At 75.0% G+C, this 21,225-nt stretch carries 21 protein-coding genes; 6 read left to right on the forward strand and 15 right to left on the reverse strand.

Going from position 1 to position 21,225, the window contains the following annotated elements; all coding sequences use genetic code 11:
• Window positions 1-9 precede the first annotated feature (9 nt).
• From DMB38_RS31015 to DMB38_RS31045, 8 genes are all read right to left on the reverse strand, one after another.
• Window positions 10-1,389, reverse strand: a complete 1,380-nt coding sequence (locus DMB38_RS31015) for a YcaO-like family protein (protein ID WP_125937921.1) — start codon at window positions 1,387-1,389, stop codon at window positions 10-12.
• Window positions 1,386-2,963, reverse strand: a complete 1,578-nt coding sequence (locus tag DMB38_RS31020; protein ID WP_125937922.1) for a CocE/NonD family hydrolase — start codon at window positions 2,961-2,963, stop codon at window positions 1,386-1,388. Before DMB38_RS31020 ends, DMB38_RS31015 begins: the two co-directional genes overlap by 4 nt.
• On the reverse strand, window positions 2,960-3,931 hold the full coding sequence (locus DMB38_RS31025) for a hypothetical protein (RefSeq protein ID WP_125939394.1): 972 nt from the start codon (window positions 3,929-3,931) through the stop codon (window positions 2,960-2,962). Before DMB38_RS31025 ends, DMB38_RS31020 begins: the two co-directional genes overlap by 4 nt.
• Before the next feature lie 111 nt (window positions 3,932-4,042).
• Complete coding sequence (gene amiA / locus DMB38_RS37290; RefSeq protein ID WP_240662558.1) at window positions 4,043-4,159, reverse strand: streptamidine family RiPP; 117 nt, start codon at window positions 4,157-4,159, stop codon at window positions 4,043-4,045.
• A gap of 54 nt (window positions 4,160-4,213) precedes the next feature.
• A complete protein-coding gene (locus tag DMB38_RS31030; RefSeq protein WP_240662785.1) occupies window positions 4,214-5,014 on the reverse strand; it encodes an ABC transporter ATP-binding protein in 801 nt (266 codons plus the stop codon).
• Window positions 5,015-5,147: 133 nt separating this feature from the next.
• Window positions 5,148-6,176, reverse strand: coding sequence for an iron ABC transporter permease (locus tag DMB38_RS31035; RefSeq protein WP_125937924.1), 1,029 nt, complete (start codon window positions 6,174-6,176; stop codon window positions 5,148-5,150).
• Window positions 6,173-7,396 carry an iron ABC transporter permease gene (locus DMB38_RS31040; protein WP_125937925.1) on the reverse strand — a complete coding sequence of 408 codons (1,224 nt, stop codon included), beginning with the start codon at window positions 7,394-7,396 and terminating at the stop codon, window positions 6,173-6,175. The genes DMB38_RS31035 and DMB38_RS31040 overlap by 4 nt, the downstream gene beginning before the upstream one ends.
• The gene (locus DMB38_RS31045; protein WP_125937926.1) at window positions 7,393-8,379 is read right to left on the reverse strand and encodes an ABC transporter substrate-binding protein; all 987 of its coding nucleotides are present in this window, start codon (window positions 8,377-8,379) and stop codon (window positions 7,393-7,395) included. The genes DMB38_RS31040 and DMB38_RS31045 overlap by 4 nt, the downstream gene beginning before the upstream one ends.
• Window positions 8,380-8,501: 122 nt before the next feature.
• Here DMB38_RS31045 and DMB38_RS31050 point away from each other — a divergent pair, with 122 nt between their 5' ends.
• The 6 genes from DMB38_RS31050 to DMB38_RS31075 all read left to right on the forward strand — a co-directional run bounded on the left by DMB38_RS31050 (window position 8,502) and on the right by DMB38_RS31075 (window position 15,081).
• Window positions 8,502-9,809, forward strand: coding sequence for a hypothetical protein (locus tag DMB38_RS31050; protein WP_206337773.1), 1,308 nt, complete (start codon window positions 8,502-8,504; stop codon window positions 9,807-9,809).
• A 107-nt stretch (window positions 9,810-9,916) separates the two neighbouring features.
• Window positions 9,917-11,053, forward strand: coding sequence for an MFS transporter (locus DMB38_RS31055; protein WP_240662786.1), 1,137 nt, complete (start codon window positions 9,917-9,919; stop codon window positions 11,051-11,053).
• Window positions 11,054-11,307: 254 nt separating this feature from the next.
• Window positions 11,308-12,330, forward strand: a complete 1,023-nt coding sequence (locus DMB38_RS31060; protein WP_125939396.1) for an iron ABC transporter permease — start codon at window positions 11,308-11,310, stop codon at window positions 12,328-12,330.
• A gap of 1 nt (window position 12,331) precedes the next feature.
• Window positions 12,332-13,132, forward strand: a complete 801-nt coding sequence (locus DMB38_RS31065; RefSeq protein ID WP_125937928.1) for an ABC transporter ATP-binding protein — start codon at window positions 12,332-12,334, stop codon at window positions 13,130-13,132.
• Window positions 13,123-14,124: an ABC transporter substrate-binding protein gene (locus tag DMB38_RS31070; RefSeq protein ID WP_125937929.1), complete on the forward strand. Its 1,002-nt coding sequence runs from the start codon at window positions 13,123-13,125 to the stop codon at window positions 14,122-14,124. The genes DMB38_RS31065 and DMB38_RS31070 overlap by 10 nt, the downstream gene beginning before the upstream one ends.
• Before the next feature lie 120 nt (window positions 14,125-14,244).
• Entirely contained in the window at window positions 14,245-15,081 is an 837-nt protein-coding gene (locus DMB38_RS31075; RefSeq protein WP_125937930.1) for a class I SAM-dependent methyltransferase, read from the forward strand.
• A 123-nt stretch (window positions 15,082-15,204) separates the two neighbouring features.
• Here the strand turns inward: DMB38_RS31075 and DMB38_RS31080 are convergent, their stop codons facing one another.
• The 7 genes from DMB38_RS31080 to DMB38_RS31115 all read right to left on the reverse strand — a co-directional run bounded on the left by DMB38_RS31080 (window position 15,205) and on the right by DMB38_RS31115 (window position 21,070).
• Complete coding sequence (locus DMB38_RS31080) at window positions 15,205-15,567, reverse strand: ANTAR domain-containing protein (protein WP_125939397.1); 363 nt, start codon at window positions 15,565-15,567, stop codon at window positions 15,205-15,207.
• 180 nt (window positions 15,568-15,747) lie between these two features.
• Window positions 15,748-16,125: a hypothetical protein gene (locus DMB38_RS31085; RefSeq protein WP_240662559.1), complete on the reverse strand. Its 378-nt coding sequence runs from the start codon at window positions 16,123-16,125 to the stop codon at window positions 15,748-15,750.
• Window positions 16,126-16,278: 153 nt separating this feature from the next.
• A complete protein-coding gene (locus DMB38_RS31095; RefSeq protein WP_125937931.1) occupies window positions 16,279-17,184 on the reverse strand; it encodes a short-chain dehydrogenase/reductase in 906 nt (301 codons plus the stop codon).
• 16 nt (window positions 17,185-17,200) lie between these two features.
• Entirely contained in the window at window positions 17,201-18,841 is a 1,641-nt protein-coding gene (locus tag DMB38_RS31100; protein ID WP_125937932.1) for an NAD(P)/FAD-dependent oxidoreductase, read from the reverse strand.
• Complete coding sequence (locus DMB38_RS31105) at window positions 18,834-19,337, reverse strand: SRPBCC family protein (protein WP_125937933.1); 504 nt, start codon at window positions 19,335-19,337, stop codon at window positions 18,834-18,836. The genes DMB38_RS31100 and DMB38_RS31105 overlap by 8 nt, the downstream gene beginning before the upstream one ends.
• A gap of 527 nt (window positions 19,338-19,864) precedes the next feature.
• Entirely contained in the window at window positions 19,865-20,191 is a 327-nt protein-coding gene (locus DMB38_RS31110) for a GvpL/GvpF family gas vesicle protein (RefSeq protein ID WP_125937934.1), read from the reverse strand.
• 72 nt (window positions 20,192-20,263) lie between these two features.
• Window positions 20,264-21,070, reverse strand: coding sequence for a SigB/SigF/SigG family RNA polymerase sigma factor (locus DMB38_RS31115; RefSeq protein ID WP_125937935.1), 807 nt, complete (start codon window positions 21,068-21,070; stop codon window positions 20,264-20,266).
• Window positions 21,071-21,225: the final 155 nt, after the last annotated feature.

Here is a 21,225-nt window from a genome sequence, read left to right on the forward strand (position 1 = left end):
CCGGTTTCCTCACATGTGCGGGGGCGGGGCGAGCGTGAAGTCGGCCGGTCCCGCCGGGGGTTCGGTGCGCCAGCCGCGGGCCACGGCGGCGTCCGCGAACCGCGGGCAGCCGTAGTACGCGAAGGCGGCGGGCGCGTTCGGCACCAGGCCCGTGACCAGGACACGGGTCACGCGCAGCGCCGTCTCCGCCACGTCGGGCGTGGTCAGGTCGAAGGTCACCACGCGGTGTCCGCCCTCGGCGAGGCGCCGGTGCAGCAGCCCGGGAGAGCCGGGGGCGACGGCGCCGATCGGGACGGTCTCCGCGGGGTCGGTGAACCGCCGTGCCAGCGGGGCGAGCCGGTCGTCCAGCCACACCTGGACGTGCGCGCCGAGGTCACGTACGCGGGCGAAGTCCTCGCCTGCGTCGTCGAGGTAGCGGCGGTCGGTGCGGTGGTCGAGGTAGAGCCCGCGGGCGAGCATGCCGGCCTCGATCGCGCGGAAGACCCAGCCGTCCGGTTCGGTGAGTCCCTGGGTGAAGACCCAGGTGTGGACGGCCTCCAGGACGGCTTTGCGGGCGGCCTCTGCCGGGTCGTGGCGGCAGGCGAACCCGGCCGCGTACAGGCCGCGTTCGGCATCGTGGACGAGGGCGGCCATGGCGGGGGCGAAGTCGCCCGGCATCTCCACCACCCAGGCCCGCAGCGGCGAGCCCTCCAGGTCCGCGGCGAGGCCCGGGACCGTGGCCAGGTCGATGCCGCGGGCCGGGCCGCCGAGATGCCACCACAGTTCGAGGGCATCGCGTTCGACGACTTCGAGCAGCGCGCGCTCGGCGGCGTCCGCCCGTCCCCGGCCGGTGGCGATGCCGGCGTAGTTGAGGTGGTGGGTGCGGGGCAGGCCGGTCAGTTCGCCCTGGCGCCAGTTGAGGTGGGTGAGCGCCACCGGCGCCCAGCAGTCGCGTTCCCCGCCGCCGGGCAGCCGTTCGCGCCCGCGGGCCCACAGCGTCTCGGTGGCCGGTGTGAGCGGCCGGTAGGGGAAGCGGGGCCGGCCGTACTGCCAGTCCGCGTACGACGGGAGTTCGCCGGGGGTGAGAAGTGCCCGGCCTTCGGCGACGAGGCGGGCGGCGGTGGTACGCAGGGGGGCACCGGGCTCGCCGGCCGGGGGGACGCGGTTGCCGCAGTAGCGCTCGACGGCCTCGGCGACGGCGGCGACGCGGGCGCCGTCCGGGTCGCCGAACGTGGTGCCGAGCGCGACGCGGTCGGCGGGCCAGGCGCCGAGGCGGCGGGCGTCGGAGACGTCGGCGGTCATCGCCGTGTAGCGGGCGGGGGTGCCGGGCGGATGCGGTACGGGGGCGACGGAGCGGACCAGGCCGCAGACCGGGTCGACGAGTGCGTCCAGCGGCAGCGGCGGGTTCACCGGGTTGTCTCCTCGGCCGGGTCGACGGAACGGGCAGCGGCGGCGGATGCGCCGAGTACGGGCAGCAGCAGGCGGCAGCCCGCGGTGACGACGGTCCGCCGGGACGGGCGCAGAGCGGTGGCGCGTACGGGGTCCTGGCCGGTGTGCGGATTGCGGGCGTGGGCGGGGAAGTGGTGGCCGGCGACTTCGACGCGCAGCCGGGTGCCGGCAGCCAGCCGGCGTGCGAGCGGGCCGAGTTCGACGCGGATGCGGCAGGTCTGCCCGGGGCCGTCGTGCTCGCGGCGGGCGACTCCGGCGGCCAGGGGGTGTGCCGTGTCGTCGGCGGTGAGCGCGGTGAGACGGACGGCCCAGTCGGCGGTGGGCGTGTCCGCGGTGCCCTCGATACGGGCTTCCGCGCTCCCGGCGAGGTGGAGGCCGGCAGGCAGCGGCGCGGAGACGATCAGGCAGCGGTCGGGCACGCCGCCGGTGGGCACGTCGAGGCGGTCGGAGCGCACCGGCCGGGCGACGTCGGCGGTGAAGGCGGCGCCCCGTACGGTCCGCATGCCCCAGGGCCCGCCGTTCAGCGGTACGGCCGTGGCGGAGGGAAAGCGCGTGGCGTCGAGCCAGGCGTCGCTGTCGCCGACCCCCGCCGCGCCGCGGCGGCCACGCAGCCTTCCCGCGAGGGCGGCGCGGGCGAACCGCACGTAGAGGGCGCCGAGTCCGATGCGGTGGGCGGGGCGGGCACCGGGGCCCGGCTGTGCGGTGAGGCCGTGGCCCCACGGGCCGAGGAGGAGCCGGGCCGCGGCCCCGGTCCGTACGCCCCAGGCCCGCCAGAGCCGTACGGTGTCGGCCGCGAAGGGATCGTGGGTGCCGCCGACGGCGAGCAGCGGCGTCCGGGCGTCGCGGGCACGGCCGGCGACGTCGGCGGAGGCGGCGTCCCACAGCAGCGGCCAGGCGGGCAGCGGGCGGCCGAGACGGCGCGGGAGGTCGAGCAGCGGCAGGTGCTCCAGGAGGCGGGGGTCGGCGGCCAGCGCCCGGTCGAGGGCGCCCGGGTCGCTGTCGCGGCGGTCGCCGTGCGCCGCCCACCAGCCGGCCCGGGCGTACAGCCGTTCCACGCCGCCGCGTTCGCGGGCGGTCTCGGCCAGACCGAGCGCGGGGACGGCGGCGATGACGGCGTCGGGCGGATCCGGCGGGTCCGGCGGCCCCACGTGGCCTTCCGGAGGCTCCAGCGCGGTGGCGAGCGCGGCATGGGCGGCGTACGAGGTGCCGCAGGCGACGACGCGCCCGTCGCTCCACGGACGGCTGCGCAGCCAGCGCAACACGACGGCGCCGTCGGCGGCTTCGTGCAGGTACGGCCGCCAGGTGCCGGTGGACCCGTGCCGGCCGCGTACGTCCTGGGCGACGGCGGCGAATCCGTGCCGGGCCCAGGCCCGCAGTTCTGCATGGTGCGCGACACGGCCGTACGGAGTGCGCACCAGCACGGCGGGGAAGGGCCCCGCGCCCGCGGGCAGGCAGTAGTCGGTCGCCAGCACCGTGCCGTCCGGGACGGGCACGTCGGCATGGCACAGCGCGGGCCCGGAGGCGGTGGTGCTCATGCGATCCGGGCAGGGCCGGCGGGCCGGGCCGGGGCAGGCACCGCGCCCGGCGCGCCTTCCGGTGCGGTCGGCAGCGGCGCCACGGCGGGCACGGGCAGGACGGGGTGTTCGGAGACCGACAGGTCGCGCAGGTCGAGCCGGCGCAGCCGGCGGGAGGCGGGCAGGCCGGCGCCGCCCGGAGACCGCCCGGTGCGTACGCCCGCGGTCGCCCATGCCGTCAAGTCGGTGGCGAGCAGAGCGGCGACGAACGCGGCACCGGCCGCCGTGCCGCCCGGGCACGGACCGGTGGCGGAGGCGGCGCCCCAGTACGCGGCCAGCTCCCGGTGCGCGGGGGTGGCGGCGAGCCTGCGGGCGCGGACATGGCGGGCGAGAACGTCCCCCGCCCCCGCGGCGAGCGGCTCGACCCACGCCTGCAGGCCCTCCCGGTGAGAGCGGGCCCAGGCGATGCCGCGCGCGGGCAACCGGTCGGCGGCGTCCCAGAGGCCGGCCGGCACCGGCCGGTCGAGGCACCACACGACAGCCGCGACGGGGGCCGCGGTGGGCGCCGTCACCGATACGCCTCCGGTCGCCGGGCCGCCCCGGAGCCGTCCGGCGGCGAGCGCGGCGACCTCCTCCGGCGTACCGGCGCGGGGCCGGGCGCCCGCGGCCGAGAGGAGGCCGGCCAGCGGCCCGGTCAACTCCGCGTCGCCGAGCAGCAGGACGCCCGCGCGTTCGGCCGGCCAGACGGCCGGCGGGTCCAGGTAGCCGGCGTCGGCGAAGGCGGTGAGCAGCCGCCGGGCCTCCTCGTCCGCCGCCGCCGGGCCGCCCGGCCGTGCACCGGCGGTGCCGTCCAGCTCGGCCAGCAGCCGGGCAACGGCGCCGGGTTCGGCGTCGACGTGCAGGAACTCGCCGTCGGGTGTGCGGACCGCGGTGGGCCGCCCGGGGACGTCGAAGACGTCCACGCCGGGGGCGAGTCGGGGGCGGGGCAACATTCCTCCTGGCCGGTGGGTGGGGAGCACGGTGCGGGCGGCCCGACGGGCCGCGTACGGAACGGGACGGGCCCGCCCGGGCGCTGCTCCGGGCGGGCCCGCGTCTGCCGGTTACTCCTGCTCGTCGTCGAAGGGGTTCTCGACGAGGGCGTTGGAGTGGGTGGCGGACAGGTGGGCGAGCTGGCCCGGCTCCTCCACCGGCTTGAAGACCGGCTGCTCCTGCTCCATGGGGTTCCTCCCAACGTGGTGACGGTCAGCGCCCTGTTGAGCGCTGCGCTCACGTTAATGAATATGATTTTCATACGCAAGAGGGGTGGGTGTGTCGGGATAGCACACCGGCCATCCGTGCACCGGGTCCCGCCCCACGCGGCCCTCGACGCCGAAGACCTCCCGCAGCAGCTCCGGCGTGACCACGTCCTGCGGCCGGCCGTCCGCGGCCACGCGCCCGTCCCGCAGCGCCACCAGCCGCTCGCTGAACCGGGCCGCGAGACCGAGGTCGTGCAGGACCATGAGCACCGTCATCCGGCGCTCCGAGCGCAGCCGCGTCACCGACTGCAGCACCTCCAGTTGGTGCCGCAGGTCCAGGTACGTCGTCGGCTCGTCCAGGAGCAGCAGCGGGGCGTCCTGCGCCAGCGCGAGCGCTAGCCGTACGCGCTGACGCTCGCCGCCGGAGAGCGCGTCGACCGGCCGGTCGGCCCAGCCGTCGACGCCGACGTCCGCCATCGCGCGCAGGCTCACCGCGTCGTCGCCGTCCCGCAGCATCCCGAGGGGGCCCCGGGCCGCGTACCGGCCCTGCCGTACGAGCTGACGCACCGTCATCCCCGGTACGGCGGGCGCCGACTGGTGCAGCAGCGCGACCCGCCGCGCCGCCGCCCGGCGTGGCAGCCGGGAGACGTCCGCGCCCGCCACCCGGATCCGCCCGGCATCGGGCCGCAGCATGCCCGCGGCGAGGCGCAGCAGCGTGCTCTTGCCGCAGCCGTTGAGGCCGACGAGCGCGACGAGTTCGCCGGGGCGCACGGTGAGGCTCACCCCGTCGAGTACCCGCCGCCCCGGGTAGCCGAAGCCGAGCCGGTCCGCCTCCAGGGCCGGCGGGTCGCCCTCGCCGGGACCCGGAGCCGGTGGTGCGGATGCGGCGGTCGCGGGCTCGGTCACGTCGTGCTCCTCACGGATACGCGGGCGGGCTCTCGCGACGGCGCGGGCCCCCGCCCGTACGGGGTCATAGTTCGGTCGTGTGGCGGCGCGCGACGACCAGCAGGACGGCCGCGCCGACCGCCGTCGTCACCGCGCCCACGGGAATGCTCAGACGCTCGGCGCCCCACGACACCGCGGCACGGGAGGCGAGTTGGGCGGCGGCGTCCGCGCCGCACACGGCGACCGCCCCGGCCAGCGCGGCCCCGGGCAGGGCGAGGCGCAGATCCGCGCCGAGCAGCGCGAGCGCCACGTGCGGCACCAGCAGCCCCACGAACCCGAGTGCGCCGACGGCCGCGACGGCACCCGCGGTCAGCCCCACCGCGCAGACCAGGGCGAGCACCCGGGCCCGGGACGAGGCGAGTCCCGCGGCCCGCGCCACGTCCTCGCCGCAGCGCAGCAGCATCAGCGGCCCCGCCGTCAGCCAGGCCGCCGCGCCCCACGCGAGCGCCCACGGCCACAGCAGCGCCCAGTGCTCCCACGTACGGGCCTCCGTGGTGCCGACCAGCCACTGCACGACGCTGCCCAGTTCACCCGGCGCGACGAGCAGCACCATCGCGGTCAGGCCGCCGAGCACGGCGGAGACCAGCACACCGTGCACCGCCACGGCCGCCGGGTCGGCGCGGTCCCGGCCGGCCAGCAGCCACAGCAGACCCGCCCCGGCGCAGCCGCCGGCGACGGCCGCGACCACGACGGCGGTGGGCGAGTCCCACCCGGCAAGACCCGCCCCGGACGCCGCGACGGCGCCGAGCACGGCGCCCGGGGTGACGCCGGTGACCTCGGGGCCGGCCAGCGGGTTGCGCAGCGCGGCCTGGAGCACCAGCCCCGCGAGTCCCAGGCAGGCGCCCGCGACCAGGGCGACCAGGACGCGCGGCACCCGCAGTCGCCACACGACGTGGCGCGTCGTCGGGTCCACGTCGCCGCCGGTGAGCGCGGGCCACACCTCGCCCGGTGCGACGGCGCCCCCGGCGAGGAGGCCGGCCACGGCGGCGACCAGGACGGCGGCCGTGAGGCCGCCCAGGACCAGCCGGGGACCGTACGCCGTACGGGCCTTCATCCCGCACCCCCGTCGGCCGGGCCACGATCGCCCGCGTCAGCGGCGGTGCCGCTGCCGGCGGGCAGGGACCGTACGGGCGCCCGCACGCGTGCGCCCGCGGCGCCGGTCGCCGCCGCGTCCGTACCCGACGCCGGGGAGGCTTCGGAAGCGGCCGCCCCGCGACCCGCTCGCTCCGAGCCGTACCGCAACCGCCGCGGCCCGTCCCGCCGGTCACCGCGGCGCCCGGTGCGCAGCAGCGCGATGCCGGCCGGTACGCCGATCAGCGCGGTCCATGCCCCGACGGGAGTCTCGACCGGCATCAGGGCCAACCGCGCGGCCTGGTCGGCCCATACGGTGATCACGGCGCCCCAGACCACGGTCCACGGCAGCACGCGCACGACGCCCGCCCGCGGCCGCAGCCGCCGCGCCAGGTGCGGAGCGAGGAAGCCCACCCACGCCACCGGACCGCACACCGCGACCACCGGGGCGATCAGCAGCACGGCCACGGCCAGCGCGGCCATCCGGGCCCGCCGCACCCGTACACCGAGAGCGCCGGCGTCCTCGTCGCCCAGCCGCAGCACCGCGAGCACCGGAGCGCACAGCACCAGCAGCGGCACCGACGCGGCCGGCCAGGGCCACACCCCCGTCCACGACTGCCACGTCAGGCCGGAGAAACTGCCCAGCATGTAGCGGTAGATGAGCTGGAGGTCGAGCTGGTCGGCCATGACCATCAGCACCAGCAGCCCGCCCTGCAGCGCGGCGTTGACGGCGGCGCCGGTGAGCAGCACCGCGGCGGGACTGCGGCCGAATCCGGCGGCGATCAGCGTCAGGACCCCGCCGGCGGCCGCGCCGGAAACGGCCAGCATCGGATGGAGCCAGCCCGGCAGGGACAGGGCCAGGACGAGTGGCGCGGCGACGCCGATGGCGGCCCCGGAGGAGACCCCCAGCATCTCCGGCACGGCAAGCGGGTTGCGCAGGGCCTCCTGCAGGACCAGACCCGCCGCGCCCAGACAGGCTCCGGCGGTCAGCGCCAGCAACAGGCGCGGCACCCGGATCTGCCGAACGACGAGCGCTTCGAAGCCGGCCTCACCCCCGCGGGCTCCCTCGCCGAGGAGCGCGCCCGGCAGCCGGGCCGGCGGCACGGTCGGTGTGCCCAGGCTCAGCGCGCACAGTGCGGCGAGGGCCAGCAGGACCACGGCGGCGGGCACCAGGCCGCGCGGCCCCCGTACGGCCGGACTCATCGCAGGGCGGCCGTGGCCTCGTCCAGCACGATGCCGAGGGACCGGGTGCCGCGGCCCTTCGCCCACACCTCCGGGTCGACCTCGATCACCTTGTCGTTGCGCACGGCCGGGATCTGCGCCCACAGCGGGTTCTCGGCCATCTTCTCGGAGAGCTTCACCTCCGCGCCGCCGAAGGCGATGGTCTCGACGAAGAGCACGTCCACCTCCCTGGCGAGGATCTCCTCCAGGCTGTACGTGCCCTCCACACCCCGGTCCCGCCAGGGGTACTCGGCGATCTGCGGGAAGAGCCCCGCGGCGATGTCGCGACCGGGCGCCGCCACGCCGAAGTTCGCGTCGCTGCCGAAGATGACCAGCGCGGTCTTCTCGCTCCGGCTCTCCTGCGCGCGCTCCAGCTTGCCCCGGAAGCGCTTCTCCGCCGCCACGGCCCGCTCGCCGCGGCCGGTGAGCGCCGCGAGGTCCCGCAGGTAGGACACGCTGTCCTGCCAGTCCTGCGGTTGCACCGGCCAGAACGTCGTCGCTCCCTTCAGCGCGGGGGCGAGTTTGCCGTGGGTGTCCTCCAGCCCGATCACCAGATCGGGCTCGTGGGACAGGATCGCCTCGACCTCGGGGGCGAGGAAGCCCCCGGGTATCACCGGGACTTCCGCCGCCTTCTCCCCGCCGAGGAAATCCTGGTGGGCCAGGATCTCCGAGTTGGTCGCCGCGGGCACCATGCCCAGCTCGGTCAGCATGTCGTCGCAGAGCGCGACCAGGCACACGATCCGCTTCGGGACCCGCTCGGGCGCCACCTCCACGCCGCGTACGTCCGTGACCCGGTCCGCCTGGGCGACGGGCTTCACGGGCGGCAGTTCGGCGGCCGGGCTGCCGGCTCCCCGCCCGGAGTCCTCGTCGGACGACGAGGACTCGCCGCAGCCGGCGGCCAGCAGGGCACCGGCGACCGTCAGGGCGGCGGCACGGGACAGGACGGACAGGCGCAGGCGATGCATGGCGATGGCTCTCTTGTCGGCGGGCTCGCTGGACTGCGGTGGCGGAGCGGGTCCCCACCACAGCGTTAAGCATGATAATCATTTTCATTACGTTCGCCTACCGCCGACCCCGGGGAAGCCTCGTGACCGCCCTGCAACTTGTCGTCGCCGACCACGTCGCCGGCCGCCTGTACGTGTACGACCCGTACGCCGGGCGGCTGCTGGCACGGCTGGACGGCCGCCACCTCGCCGAGCACGCCGGCTTCCTGCGCCTGTCCGGCGGGCGCGTGGCCTTCGTCGACGACCTGGCCGGCGAGGTGGTGGTTCTCGACCCCGTCGCGCCCGGCGAGGGCCGGCCGCTGGTGGCGGCCACCGCCCCGGTCGCGGTGCCCGCGGAGCACATCGCCGCCGACCCCACGGGCCGCCACCTCGCCGTCACCACCGGCTGCGGCAGGTCCTGGGAACCGTGGAGCGATCTGACGACCGTCGTCGACCTCGCTCCCGAACGGCCGTACGCTCCACGCGAGTCCGGCGGTCACCGGCCCCGTGCGGTGCGTGTGCGCACGCGTGTCGACGAGCCCGGCGTCGTCCTTCTCGGCACGGACGATCCGCTCGTCGTCCTCCGCCACCGGATGCCGGGTGCGCTGGCCGCGCACCGACTGCACGACCTGCTCGACGCGGGACCAGGCTGCCCGCGAGCCGAGCCGTACGAGCGCCTTCTGTTCCCCGGCGACGGCCACGGTGACGCGGTCGACCCCACCGCGGAGCGGCTGTTCACCGCCACGGGCGCAGGAGTGCACCGCGCCCGGCGCGACGGCCGCACCCTGACGGCCGAGTCCCCGCTGTCCTGGGACACCGCAGGACGCGGGGGAGGACGTGGCTACTACCTGCGCCTGGACCCGCGCGGGCGCGTGCTGTGGAGCACCGTCCGGGTGGACACCACCGGCCCCGAGCGCTGGCCGGAGTGGCCCAACGACGCCTGGTGGCACCACCTCGACAGCGGCCGTACGGGGCGGGTGGAACTCGGCCCCGGCCTCGTCTTCCGGCTCGCCCTCGCCGCCGGCCGGGCGGCCTTCACCCGCATCCACCCGGACGGCGACGAACTGATCCTCCTGAACACCGGCACCGGACCGGTGCCGTCCGCGTCCCCCCGTACCGCCGCGGCCGACGGGCCCTCGGTGGCGGCCCGCCTCGCGCTGCCGCCGATGAACGGAGCGCCCCGCCGCGGTGGCACGCCCTGGGACGGAGTCCAACGACGCGCCGTCGCCGCCTCGCCCGGCGGCGACCTCGTCGCCGTCACCCGCGGCGGGCACGGCGAGATCCACATCGTCGACGCCTCCACCGGCGTGCTGCGCCACACCATCCGCACGCCGACTCCGCTCGACGAGGGCGGTCATCTCGCCCTGACCGGCACCGAAGACGGCGCCGAGGCCGACACGGTAGGCCGCTGAGGTGCGCTCCGTCGCCGACCGTTGGCCGTGCCGGACAGGCGTGCGCGAGGGAAACAGGCCGCTCGTCTTGTGCGACGCGGCGGTGGTGCGGCGCCACGGCGTCCGGGCTGGCGACGTGGGCGCTGCCGTTCGTGCTCGGTCTGGCGGTGCTGGAGCGGGAGTTGACGGCCGCGGAGCTGGGGCTGCTGCTGGCGGCTCGTACGGTGGGCTTCCTTGCGGCGGTGCCGGTCGGCGGGGTGCTCGCCGACCGGCATTCGCGCCGCGGTGTCGTGCTGTGGTCCGGGCTGGCCGCCGCCGGTTCCGCGCCGCTGCTCGCCGCGGGGCTGGGCCGGTCGGTGGCGCTGACGGCCGCGGCGGCCGCGGTGGCGGGCGCCGGGCAGGGTGCTTGCCGGCCGGCGTTCCAGGCGCTGACGGCAGAGGTCGTCGAGGAGGGCCGCAGGCAGCAGGCCAACGCGGCGATGACGCTGGCGGTCCGCGTCAGCACGCTGATCGGCCCGGGGCTGGCGGCGCTGCTGGCCCCGGTCCTGCACATCCGCGGACTGCTGCTGGGCATCGGGCTGCTCTGGCTGGTCGCCGCGCTGGTGCCGGGGCGAGGCACCGGGGCCGGAGGGCCGGCCGCGGACCGACGGGACTCCTTCGTCGGCGAGTTCACGGACGGGATACGCGAAGCCCGCCGTCACCCCTGGTTCGTTGCCGGTCTCGGCGCACTGGCCGCCGTCATCTTCACCGGCTACTCCGCGACCGGCGTCGCCTTGCTGGTCAGCCGGGACCGCTACGGCACCGGGGCGGTCCTCGCCGCCGCACTGACCGCCTACACCGCCGGGGCACTCGCCGGCGCCCTGGTCATCGTCCACTGGCGGCCCCGCGCGCAAGGCTGGGCGGCGCTCGCCGCCCTCGCCGCGTACGGTGTGGCGCCTCTGAGTCTCGTGTTCCCCGTCCACCCCGCCGTGGTGGTCGCCGCCTACCTTGCCGCCGGGCTGGGTATCGAGCTGTTCAACGTCCCCTGGTTCACCGCCATCCAGCGCGAGGTCGCCCCGGAGAGGCTGGCCCGCGTCTCCTCGCTGGACTTCCTCGTCTCCTACGGGCTGGCCCCCGCCGGTCTGGCGCTCATCGCGCCGGCCATCGACGCCTTCGGCCTCCGGCCGGTGCTCGCCGTCTGCGCACTGGTCTGCTTCCTCGCCCCCGCCGCCGCGGCCCTGACTCCGTCCGCCCGTGACTTCTCCCGCCGCCGGGCGCCCGCATGAGCAAGGAACCACGAGCCTGCCCGCCGTCCCGCGCGTCGCCCGGCACGTCGAGTACACGCGGTGCCGAAGCCCCGAGTCCGGGGGCGGGCAAGGGGAGAACGGCATGCTATAAAAATGGTAATCATTTCCAACAACACCGAAGGGTGGCAGGTGGCGGCGTGATACGCACCTCGACGACGGACGCGGTGGCCGCGGGGCAGGAGCCCGAAGAGCCCGTACGGGGCAGGGGCCTGCCGGCGTCCCGCACCGGCCCGGTGGTCGCGTGTGCCGTGCTGCTCGTCGTACTGCTCGTGTCGGTGGTGGCGGCCATCGGTCTCGGGCCCGCGACGATCGCCCCCGGCGAGACCGCCCGCTACCTGTGGGCGGCGCTCACGGGCGGGCGGGTCGAGGCCGACGAGGTGACGGTGTATCAGATCGTCTGGCAGATCCGTACGCCCCGGGTGCTGCTGGCGGCGCTGGTGGGCGCGGGCCTCGCCACCATGGGCGTCGCCGTCCAGGCGCTGGTGCGCAACCCGCTGGCCGACCCGTTCATTCTGGGGGTCTCGTCGGGGGCGTCGGTCGGTGCGGTGGCCGTCTCGGTCACCGGCGGTCTTGCCGCACTGGGCATCTACGCCGTGTCCGCCGGCGCCTTCCTCGGTGCCCTGGCCGCCTCCGTGCTGGTGTACGCCGCCGCGGTCGGCCGCGGCGGCGCGCTGGCCCCGCTGCGCCTGGTGCTGACCGGCGTGGCGATGGCGCTCGGCTTCCAGGCCGTGATGAGTGTGATCGTCTACTTCGCCCCGGACAGCGAGGCCACCGCTACCGTCCTGTACTGGACCATGGGCAGCTTCGGCGCCGCCACCTGGGGGGCGTTGCCGGTGGTGGCCGCCGCCGTGCTGCTCGGCGTGCTGGTGCTGCACCGCAGCGGCCGGGCGCTGGATGTGCTGGCGCTGGGCGACGAGAGCGCGGCGAGCCTGGGCGTCAGCCCCGACCGGCACCGCAGGGCGCTGCTGGTGCTGGTCGCGCTGGTGACCGGGGTGATGGTGGCGGTGAGCGGCGCGATCGCCTTCGTCGGTCTGGTCATGCCGCACGTGGTGCGCATGGTGGTCGGCGCCTCTCATTCCCGCGTGCTGGCCGTCGCGCCCCTGGCCGGGGCGGTGTTCATGGTCTGGGCGGACCTGGTCGCCCGGACCCTGGTGGCGCCCCGTGAGCTGCCGCTGGGCGTGATCACCGCGCTTGTCGGCGTACCGGTGTTCCTCACTCTGATGCGCCGCAAGAGCTATGTGTTCGGAGGCAGTTGACATGGAACTGAGGCTGGACGGGCTCTCGGTGGTCACCGACGGCAAGAACCTGGTGCGCGAGCTGTCCCTGACCGTCCCCGACGGCGAGGTCGTGGGCCTGGTCGGCCCCAACGGCAGCGGCAAGTCCACCGCGCTGAAGTGCGTCTACCGCGCACTTCGCCCTACCTCCGGCGCCCTGTGGGTGGGTGGGGACGATCTCACGGAACTGACGATGCGCCGCAGTGCCCAAACGGTCGCCGCCACCACCCAGGACGGCACCGTCGAGCTGGACTTCACCGTCGCCGAGGTCGTCGCTCTGGGCCGGGCCCCGCATCTGCGCGGCAACCGTCCGCTCGGCCCCCGCGAGCGCGAGCTGTGCGAACGGGCGATGACACAGCTCGGCATCCGCCACCTCGCCGGGCGCAGCGTACTGACCCTCTCCGGCGGCGAGCGGCAACGCGTCCTGCTCGCCCGCGCGCTGGTGCAGGAGCCGAAGATCCTGGTGCTGGACGAGCCGACCAACCACCTGGACGTCCGCCACCAGGTCGACCTGCTGTCGTACCTGAAGGGTTCCGGCCTCACCGTGCTCGTCGTGCTGCACGACCTCAACCTCGCCGCCCTGGCCTGCGACCGGATCGCCATGCTCTCCCAGGGGCGGCTGGTGGCCGCCGGGCCGCCCGCGGAGGTGCTCACCGCGGGGCAGGTCTCGGCCGTCTTCGGCGTCACCGCCGACATCGTCCCGCACCCGTTCACCGGTGCCCCGCAACTCCTCTACTCACTCGATCGACCTGTTCCGAAAGGCGGCGTACCGTCATGCCCGTAACCCTGCCCCTCCGGCGTCGCGCCCTGCTCGGCCCCGCCCTCGCCGGGACTCTGCTGCTCGGCGGGTGCGGCGCCGAGGTCGACACCGGTACCGAGAGCGCGCGTACGGCCACCGTCAACCGTTGCGGCGAGCCGGTCGAGTACACCCGTCCGCAGCGTGCGGTCGCCTACGAGGGCGGCAGCGCGGACAAACTCTTCAGTCTCGGCCTCACCGAGCACGTCCACGGCTACGTGATGCCCCCGGCGAACCCGCCCGTGACCGAGTCACCGTGGGCGTCGGAGTACGCAAAGGTGAAGATGCTCAGCGACGACCTGCTCAACAAGGAACTGGTCGTCCAGGCCAGATCCGACTTCGTCGTCGCCGGCTGGAACTCCGGCTTCAGCGACGAGCGCGGCATCACCCCGGAGATCCTCGACAAGCTCGGCATCCAGAGCTTCATGCACACCGAGAGCTGCTACAACTACCCCGGACACCCCGAGCGCGCCGCCCCGTTCGAGGCCCTCTACACCGACCTCGAACGGCTGGGCCGGATATTCGGCGTCGAGGACAGGGCGGACAAGGTCGTGGCCGGCCTGAAGAAGCGGACACAGGCGGTCGCCGCCCGGGCACCGGAGGGCGACCCGGTGCCCGTCTTCCTCTACGACTCCGGCACCGACCAGCCCTTCACCGCCGGCAACCAAGTTCCGCCCACCGACATCATCGCCACCGCCGGCGGCCGCAACATCTTCGCCGACCTGGACGAGCGCTGGACCCAGGTCGGCTGGGAGGCCGTCACCGCAGCCGAGCCCGAGGTCGTCATCATCCTCGACTACGGAGACCTGCCCGCCGAGAAGAAGATCGACTTCCTGAAGTCCTCCCCTCACACCAGGCATCTGCCGGCCGTCCGGAAGGGCAACTTCTTCGTCCTCGACTACAACGAAGGCATCAGTGGCCCGCGCAACATCGACGGGCTGGAGAAGTTCGCACGTTACCTGCGCGAGTTGGAGAGCTGAGCCGGACGCACGGCGCCACCCATCGCGTACCGCGGCACCTGGTACGCGCCTTTGAACGCGGCCTTTGTCACTTCGATGACCGCGATCCGTCAGGCCGCCTACACGCACGCAGGAGACACCATGACCCGATACGAGGCAGACCTGGGCCCGGTCCAGGAGACGCTGCTGATCCCGCTGTACGGACGCGCCGTGGAAAGCCGCAAGACCGAACCCGCCCTGCGGGACCCGCGGGCCGAGGAGATCGTCGCCTCGCTCGACTACGACTTCGCCCGCTTCGACGGCCTGCCCAGCCTGGCCGGCACGGTGCTGCGCACCGCCCTGTTCGACGCGTGGGTACGGGACTTCCTCACCGCCCACCCGGACGGCACGGTGGTCGAGATCGGCGCCGGTCTCAACACGCGCTTCGAGCGCGTCGACAACGGCACCGCGCGCTGGCTGGAGTTCGACCTGCCCGACGTGATCGCCCTGCGCCGGAAGCTCTTCGCCGACACCGGCCGCCGCAGAACGGCGGCGGCCTCGGTGACCGGCGCATCGTGGGCGGACGAGGCGGTCGCGCTCGGCGGCGAGGGCCCGTACTTCCTCGCCGCGGAGGCGGTGCTGCCTTTCCTCACGGAAACGGAGGCGCACGGCGTGGTGGACCTGATCGCCGCGCGCTTCCCCGGTTCCCTGCTGGCACTGGACACCGCGGGCCCGGGGATCGTCGGGGCGCAGGAATCGCACGACGCACTGAGCAAGGTCGAGGCCCGGATGCGGTGGGCCTGCGCGGACCCGGCGGAGGTGGCCGACCGGTGCCCCGGCGCGCGGCTGCTGGCCTCGCATACGCTCACCAGCCTGCCGCAGCACATGCACCGGGCGCTACCCGCGGCGTACCGGGAGATGCTCGCCACGCTTGCCGAGCACCACCTGACCCAGGTGGAGGAGTACCACCTCAACCTCCTCCGGCTCCCGCATCCTTGACGTCCGGCGCCCCCGGCCGCAGGGGCGACGCCGCTCGGACCGCGGGCAACCGATGCCTTCGACGCCGACTTCCACGGTCTGTCCGGCTTGGACGGTGCCCCACCCCCGTGGTGGGCGGAGGGCTCACCTGCCGCGCTCGTCTGTGTTGCCGGCTTGCCCGTGCCGACGGACTTTGTTCATGGTGTTGCGCAGGGGAAATCTGATGTCTTCGGGGATCGGCTGACCGGCCGCGGAGGCGATGAGGGCTTCTGCCACGTGCCGTAGCGGGACGTTGGCGTGCTGGGAGGTCTCCAGCAGTACGTGCCACGCTTCGTCTTCGTGCGCCCCGAGCACGGCGATCAGCATGCCGCGTGCCTGGTCGATCACGGGCCGGTTCTCGATGGCCTCTTTGAGCTGCGCGTTTTCCTCGCTCAGGTCGATCAGCCGGCGCGCTACGTGGACAAGCAGATCGGAAGAGATCTCGTCCTCATCGACGGCGTTCTCCATCTCCACGGCGAGGCGGTGGGTGGGCGGCCCGTCGGGGCGCCCACGGGGAGAGCGGGGAGGTGGCATAGTGCTCCCCTTCCCCGGCCCGGCGCGTTCATGGCCGCAGGCGCGGCCATTGCGTCGCTTCTTTACCCGGGTGCCGGCTGCGCCGGGCATACGCGCTCCGCCACCGCGCCGCGCTCAGGGGCGGTCGCCTTGCGGGCGCCCGGGTTGCTGCGGGGTGCCGTGGCGCGGGGGGTGGATCGGTGGGGCGGCGGTGTCCGGGGAGACGGGCGAGGTGCCCTGCGGGGGCGGGGCCACCGAGGCGCCGCCGAGTCCGCCGGAGGAGGGCCTCGACCCGGCCTCGACCTGACGCAGCCGGGCAAGGAGCAGTTCGATCACCTGGCGGCGGTCGGCGTGTTCGCGCTCGTAGGCCAGCAGAAGCTCCAGGTCCTGGCTGTTCAGCGACCGGATGCGCCCTTGCAAGTCGCCGGGTTGCAGGTTGTCGTAGTCCTCGATCGGGAGATCCTGGTGCGCGTCGGCCATCGGGTGCTCCTTTCTCGCTTCCGTCTTGCTCATGGGCACCCGCCCGGTGGTGGACTGCGGTCAGCGGGTGTCGACGATGCCTCCGGTGACGGCGATGACCTCGCCGACGGTGTAGCTGGAGTGGGCGTCGGAGGCGAGGTCTGAGGTGCGGATTCTTCCTCCTGGCACGCACGGGAGCGGTGCCGGTCACCGGCCGGCGGCCAGGTCGGCGGCGCCGCCGTGACCCAGCGGGCCGGTCTGCTCGATGGGCCGGTCTCCCGGGCCGCTGAAACGGAGCCGTGCCCGGAGCGCGACCATGTCCGGCCACGCGATCCGCCCGATCTGGACGACACGTGTCCAGGAGGGGACGTAGAGGGCCGTGCGTCGGTCCTCGACGGCCTGCGCAAGACGGGCCGCGGCGGAAGAGGCAGAGGAGACGTGGCGGGCCGGGGGCGGGAGGAGTGTGCGCACTTCGCGCAGGGCGGGGACCCGGTCAGGTTCATCGATCATGTCGGTGCCGATCCAGTGGAGATAGGCGATACCCACCGCCATCCCGCGGTGGGCCGTCTCGGCGCGCAGCGCGTGCGCGAACGTCTCGGCTCCCGCCTTGGCGGCACAGTAGGCGCTCATCAGGGGCATGCCCGTGAGTGCGGCGGTGGACGCGATCTGGAGGTAGTAACCGCGGGTGAGCAGCAGATCGGGCTGGAACGCGGCCGCTGTGTACGCGCTGCCGGTGAGGTTCACGTCGATCACCCGGCGCCACGACCGGAGGTCCGCCGTCTCGAACGGACCGGCCTGCGCGATGCCTGCGTTGGCGACGACGACCGACGGCCTGCCCAGCCGGTCCCGTACCGCCCGTGCCGCGTTACGTAGCGCGTCCGCGTCCGTGACGTCCACGTCGAGGGTGAGCGACGGCGTCGGCAGGGTGCTCGCCACGGCGTCCAGAGCCGCGCCCTCGTGGCCCAGCAGGGCGATGCGGGCGCCGCGGCCGGCCAGTTCCCTGGCGAGAGCCGCGCCCACGCCCCGGGCCGCCCCGGTGATCACGGCGGTACGGCCCGCCAGCGGACTCCGCCCCCGCGGCCCCAGCGGCCTGCCTGCGGCGGTCGGCCTCATCGGTACCTCCTCATCGCTACGGTGCCCCCCGTCCGCCCCGCCTCTTGCCCCTCGTACCGTCGCGGCCCGCGAGGCGGCGCTGCACCGCCGTCAGCGCGGCCGGCGTCCGGCACCGCAGCGCGGCACACGCGGCGTTGGCGCCGGGGGCGCCGTGGACGCCGCCGCCGGGGTGGGCGCCGGCGGAGGCGAGGAACAGCCCGGGCACCGCGGTCTCGGGGCGGCCTGTGCCCGGGCCCGGCCTGAAGAAGAGCTGCTGGTGCATGGCCGCGGTGCCGCCGTTGATCGCACCGCCGTGCAGGTTGCGGTCGAGTGACTGAAGGGTCGGCGGCGCCAGGACGCGACGGGCGCGTACGAGGGAACGGAAGCCCGGCGCGAAGCGCTCGACCTGCCGCTCGACCCGGTCGGCCATGACCTCCTGTTCGTGCCGGCTCCACGTGCCGCGGATGCCCTCCTCGCCCGCGTCGGCCCGGATGCGTTGCGGCAGATGGGTATACGCCCAGGCGGACTCGGTGCCGATGGGGGAGCGGGTGGCATCCGCGGTCGTCATCTGGCCGAAGAGCAGGAAGGGCCGGTCGGGGACCCGGTCCATGGCGAGCTGGGCGGCGAACCGGGTCAGTTCGTCCACGCCGTCGGCCAGGTGGACGGTGCCCGCGCCCGCCGCTCCGGCACACTGCCAGGGCGCCGGCTCGTCGAGCGTCCAGTCCACCTTGAACGTGCCGAAGTCCCACTGGAATCGGCGTACGTCCGCCAGAACCTGCCGGGGCACGTGCTCTGCGGCGACCAACTCGCCGTACAGCACGGGCACCGACACGTCGGCGAGCACGGCGCGGGAAGCGGCCACGGATTCGCCGTCCGCGGTACGCACCCCGACGGCCCGCCCGCCGCGGACGACGACCTCCGTCACGCGCCGGCCGCACAGCACCGTACCGCCGTGCACCTCAAGCCGCGCGACCAGCGCGCGGGCGAGTTCGCCCGAGCCGCCGACCGGGACGGGGAAGCCGTACGACTGCCCGAGCATCGTCATCAGCCAGCCGAACCCGCCGCTGCCCGCCGCCTCGGGCGGCAGATCGGCGTGCAGCGCGTTGCCCGCCAGGAGGATCCGCCCGCCCTCACCGGCGAACTCCTCCTCACCGAGCCGCCGCACGGGGAGCGTCAGCGAGCGCGCCAGGCGCAGCGCACCTGCCGCGCCGAGCCGGCGGCCGAGCCGCACTGCGGGCCGCACGGGAGGGAAGGGGGTGAACAGCGCCTCCAGGACGTCCGCCCGGACGTCCTCCCACAGCTCGTAGAGGCGTCGCCACGCTGCGCCGTCGCCCGGACCGAACGCTTCGAGCGAGTCGGCGGTGACGTCGGCCCTCCGGTCGAGCACGGCGCACCGGCCGTCGGTGAGGGGGTGGGCCACCACGGCGGGTGCGTGGCTCCAGCGCAGGCCGTACTCCTCCAGCCGGAGCCGGCGCAGCACCGGGGACGCGGCGGCGAGCGGGTAGAAGGAGCTGAAGACATCGCTGACGTAGTCCGGGTGCACGCCCCGGTCGTGACGCACCGCCCCGCCGGGCACGGGCTGCTCCTCCAGCACCGTCACGCCCCAGCCGGCGTCCGCCAGCACGTTGGCCGCCACCAGCCCGTTCGGGCCGGCTCCGACCACCACCGCGTCAGACACGGGTCTGCGTCCCACCGCTCGACCGCGCGGGACCGGAGCCCGCCTCCGCCGGGGTGCGAGGCTCGGCCTCCGCCTCGCAGAGGCGGGCCAGGCGCGCGAGCATCGTACGGTGGCGTAGCTGGATCACCGCTTCGGCACCCGCATTGTGCAGCGCACCGGCCGCGCCGCGCAGCGGGTGCTCGTCCACTGTCACCAGCGTGTTCTCACCCCACGGGTGCACCTCCAGCGCGATCCGGGCCGTGCCCAGCCCGCCGGCGTGGGCCTCCAGCTCCAGCACGGAGCCCTCCACGCAGCGGCGGACGACGGTCTCGTTGGCGAACCGCAGCGGGCCGAGGCGCACCTCGTAGCCGATCGCCGCCCCGACCTCCGGCCACCGGCCGCGTACGGGCTCGGACGATGCCGTGCCCACCACCCACTCCGCGTACCGCCGGCCGTCGGCAAGCACGTCCCAGACCCGCCCAGGCCCGACCTTGATCAATCGATGCCGCCGCGCCATGCCTCCACCTCCCGATGCCGGGCCCCGGGCGGGGGCCGTCGTCATTGCCGGGTTCCCCGATCCGCGCGACTCAACATCGCTCCGGGGAAGCCGCCCGGCCGGCCGCCGGGGGCGGGGGATCCGGTGCGGCCCGGTCGGGGTAGCGCTCGGCCTTCGCGGCGTATGGCGGTGGGGCTCAGCGGGGCGGGCCGATGTCGTCGATGAGGCCGCCCAGCGGGCCGAGGTCGAGGCCCAGGCCGGCACGCGAGACGCCGTGCCGCGAGGTCCAGCCGGTGGTCGGTCACGGCTCCCTCCGGCCGTACGCGGGCGGGGAGAGGCCGTCGCCCGGGAATGAGGGCCCGGTCGTGGTCGCGGTGGAGGTGAGGAGGGCGTGCAGCCGGATGCGGACCAGGTCGACGTCGGCGACACTGCGTACGAGGTCGCCGGAGATGACGACAAACCGGTGCCCAGCAGCCGGTCCAGCAGGTCGACCAGGCTGACCCGCCGTTGTGCCGCGGGCGCCGGTGCGGGCCGCGGGGCGGGCGCCGTCACGGTGCCGGCTCCGGGTCGGCGAAGGAGTAGGGCGCCCAGGGGCCGTGGACCTCGATGCGTACGCCCGGCCGGGAGGGCTCGCGTGCGCAGGTGACGAACCCGTGCTCGCGCTCCCGGGCGACGAGGTACGAGACGTTGAGCACGTTCCTGCCGCCGGCGCCGGGCAGTCGACCGTCCTGCGGGCGCAGCAGCCGCTCCGCCTCGGCGACGCGGGAGAGCCGGGCCTGCAGCAACCGGCACGTGCTCGCGGCGCGTTCCCAGTCCTGGTCCTGCCGTTCGCGGCGGCGGCGCGACGGCGTCCTGACGTCCTGGGCGCTCTCCAAGAGGCGGTGCGATACCGCAAGGGCGGTGGCGTCGAGGCGACGCGGCCGGGGCGGCGGGGCGCTTCTCCGGGCCTACGCGGCTGCGGTCCGGTCGGCTTGGACGCGTTCGCGGATGTGTGCGCAGGTGTTGCTGATCAGGCGGGAGACGTGCATCTGGGAGATGCCGAGGTGTTCGGCGATGCTGCTTTGGGTCATGTCGCAGAAGAAGCGGAGGTAGAGGATTTCGCGTTCGCGTTCCGGCAGGCGGCTCAGGTGGGGTCGTGCGGCTTCGCGGTCGACGGCGCGGTCGAAGCCGGGTTCGGTGCCGGCGACGGTGTCGGCGAGCGAGTAGCCGTCGCCGGTGTCGGTCAGGTTGGCGTCCAGGGAGAGGGTGGCGTAGCTCTCCAGGGCCTGCAGACCGGTGCGTACCTCGTCCTCGGTGAGGCCGGCCTCCTCGGCGATGTCCGCGGCCGGCGGGAAGCGGTCGTCGGCGGTGGTGGCCAGTGCCATGCTCGCGCTGCGGACGCGGTTGCGCAGTTCCTGGACCCGGCGGGGCACGTGGACGCCCCACATGTGGTCGCGGAAGTGGCGCTTGAGTTCACCGACGATCGTCGGCACGGCGTAGCTCTCGAAAGCGTTGCCGCGTGCCGGGTCGTATCGCCGGACGGCCTTGACCAGGCCGAGGTGTGCGACCTGTTCCAGGTCCTCCAGCGCTTCGCCGCGGTTTCTGAACTGGCGGGCGAGCCGCTGCGCCATCGGCATCCAGGCGCGTACGACGTCCTGTCGCAGCGCCTTCTTCTCGGGCCCTTCGACCATGCCGGAGAGCCGGTGGAACTGTGCGGAGGTGTCGGGTGCGTCGTCGTGCGGGTGTTTCCCGCTCCGTGCCCGGATGTACGCCACGGGGGCCTCCCTCGGGCGGGTGGTCAGCGTTCAGGTCTCGCGGGAGGACGGCGGCGGCGCCGCACCGCGTCAGCGGTGAGGAAGCCGGAAACGACGACGCTCCGGACCGCCGGCCGGCCGGAGCGCCCACGATGAGAAGCCGAGGACTCCCGCGG

This window comes from Streptomyces sp. WAC 06738, from assembly GCF_003945505.1.
Lineage (GTDB): Bacteria > Actinomycetota > Actinomycetes > Streptomycetales > Streptomycetaceae > Streptomyces.

Bases quoted from the DNA above. Each gene is read 5' to 3' on its own strand.
- DMB38_RS31020 (WP_125937922.1), bottom strand. From the start codon at position 2,963: ATGAGCACCACCGCCTCCGGGCCCGCGCTGTGCCATGCCGACGTGCCC.
- amiA (WP_240662558.1), bottom strand. From the start codon at position 4,159: ATGGAGCAGGAGCAGCCGGTCTTCAAGCCGGTGGAGGAGCCGGGCCAG.
- DMB38_RS31035 (WP_125937924.1), bottom strand. From the start codon at position 6,176: ATGAAGGCCCGTACGGCGTACGGTCCCCGGCTGGTCCTGGGCGGCCTC.
- DMB38_RS31040 (WP_125937925.1), bottom strand. From the start codon at position 7,396: ATGAGTCCGGCCGTACGGGGGCCGCGCGGCCTGGTGCCCGCCGCCGTG.
- DMB38_RS31045 (WP_125937926.1), bottom strand. From the start codon at position 8,379: ATGCATCGCCTGCGCCTGTCCGTCCTGTCCCGTGCCGCCGCCCTGACG.
- DMB38_RS31065 (WP_125937928.1), top strand. From the start codon at position 12,332: ATGGAACTGAGGCTGGACGGGCTCTCGGTGGTCACCGACGGCAAGAAC.
- DMB38_RS31070 (WP_125937929.1), top strand. From the start codon at position 13,123: ATGCCCGTAACCCTGCCCCTCCGGCGTCGCGCCCTGCTCGGCCCCGCC.
- DMB38_RS31075 (WP_125937930.1), top strand. From the start codon at position 14,245: ATGACCCGATACGAGGCAGACCTGGGCCCGGTCCAGGAGACGCTGCTG.
- DMB38_RS31080 (WP_125939397.1), bottom strand. From the start codon at position 15,567: ATGGAGAACGCCGTCGATGAGGACGAGATCTCTTCCGATCTGCTTGTC.
- DMB38_RS31085 (WP_240662559.1), bottom strand. From the start codon at position 16,125: ATGAGCAAGACGGAAGCGAGAAAGGAGCACCCGATGGCCGACGCGCAC.
- DMB38_RS31095 (WP_125937931.1), bottom strand. From the start codon at position 17,184: ATGAGGCCGACCGCCGCAGGCAGGCCGCTGGGGCCGCGGGGGCGGAGT.
- DMB38_RS31105 (WP_125937933.1), bottom strand. From the start codon at position 19,337: ATGGCGCGGCGGCATCGATTGATCAAGGTCGGGCCTGGGCGGGTCTGG.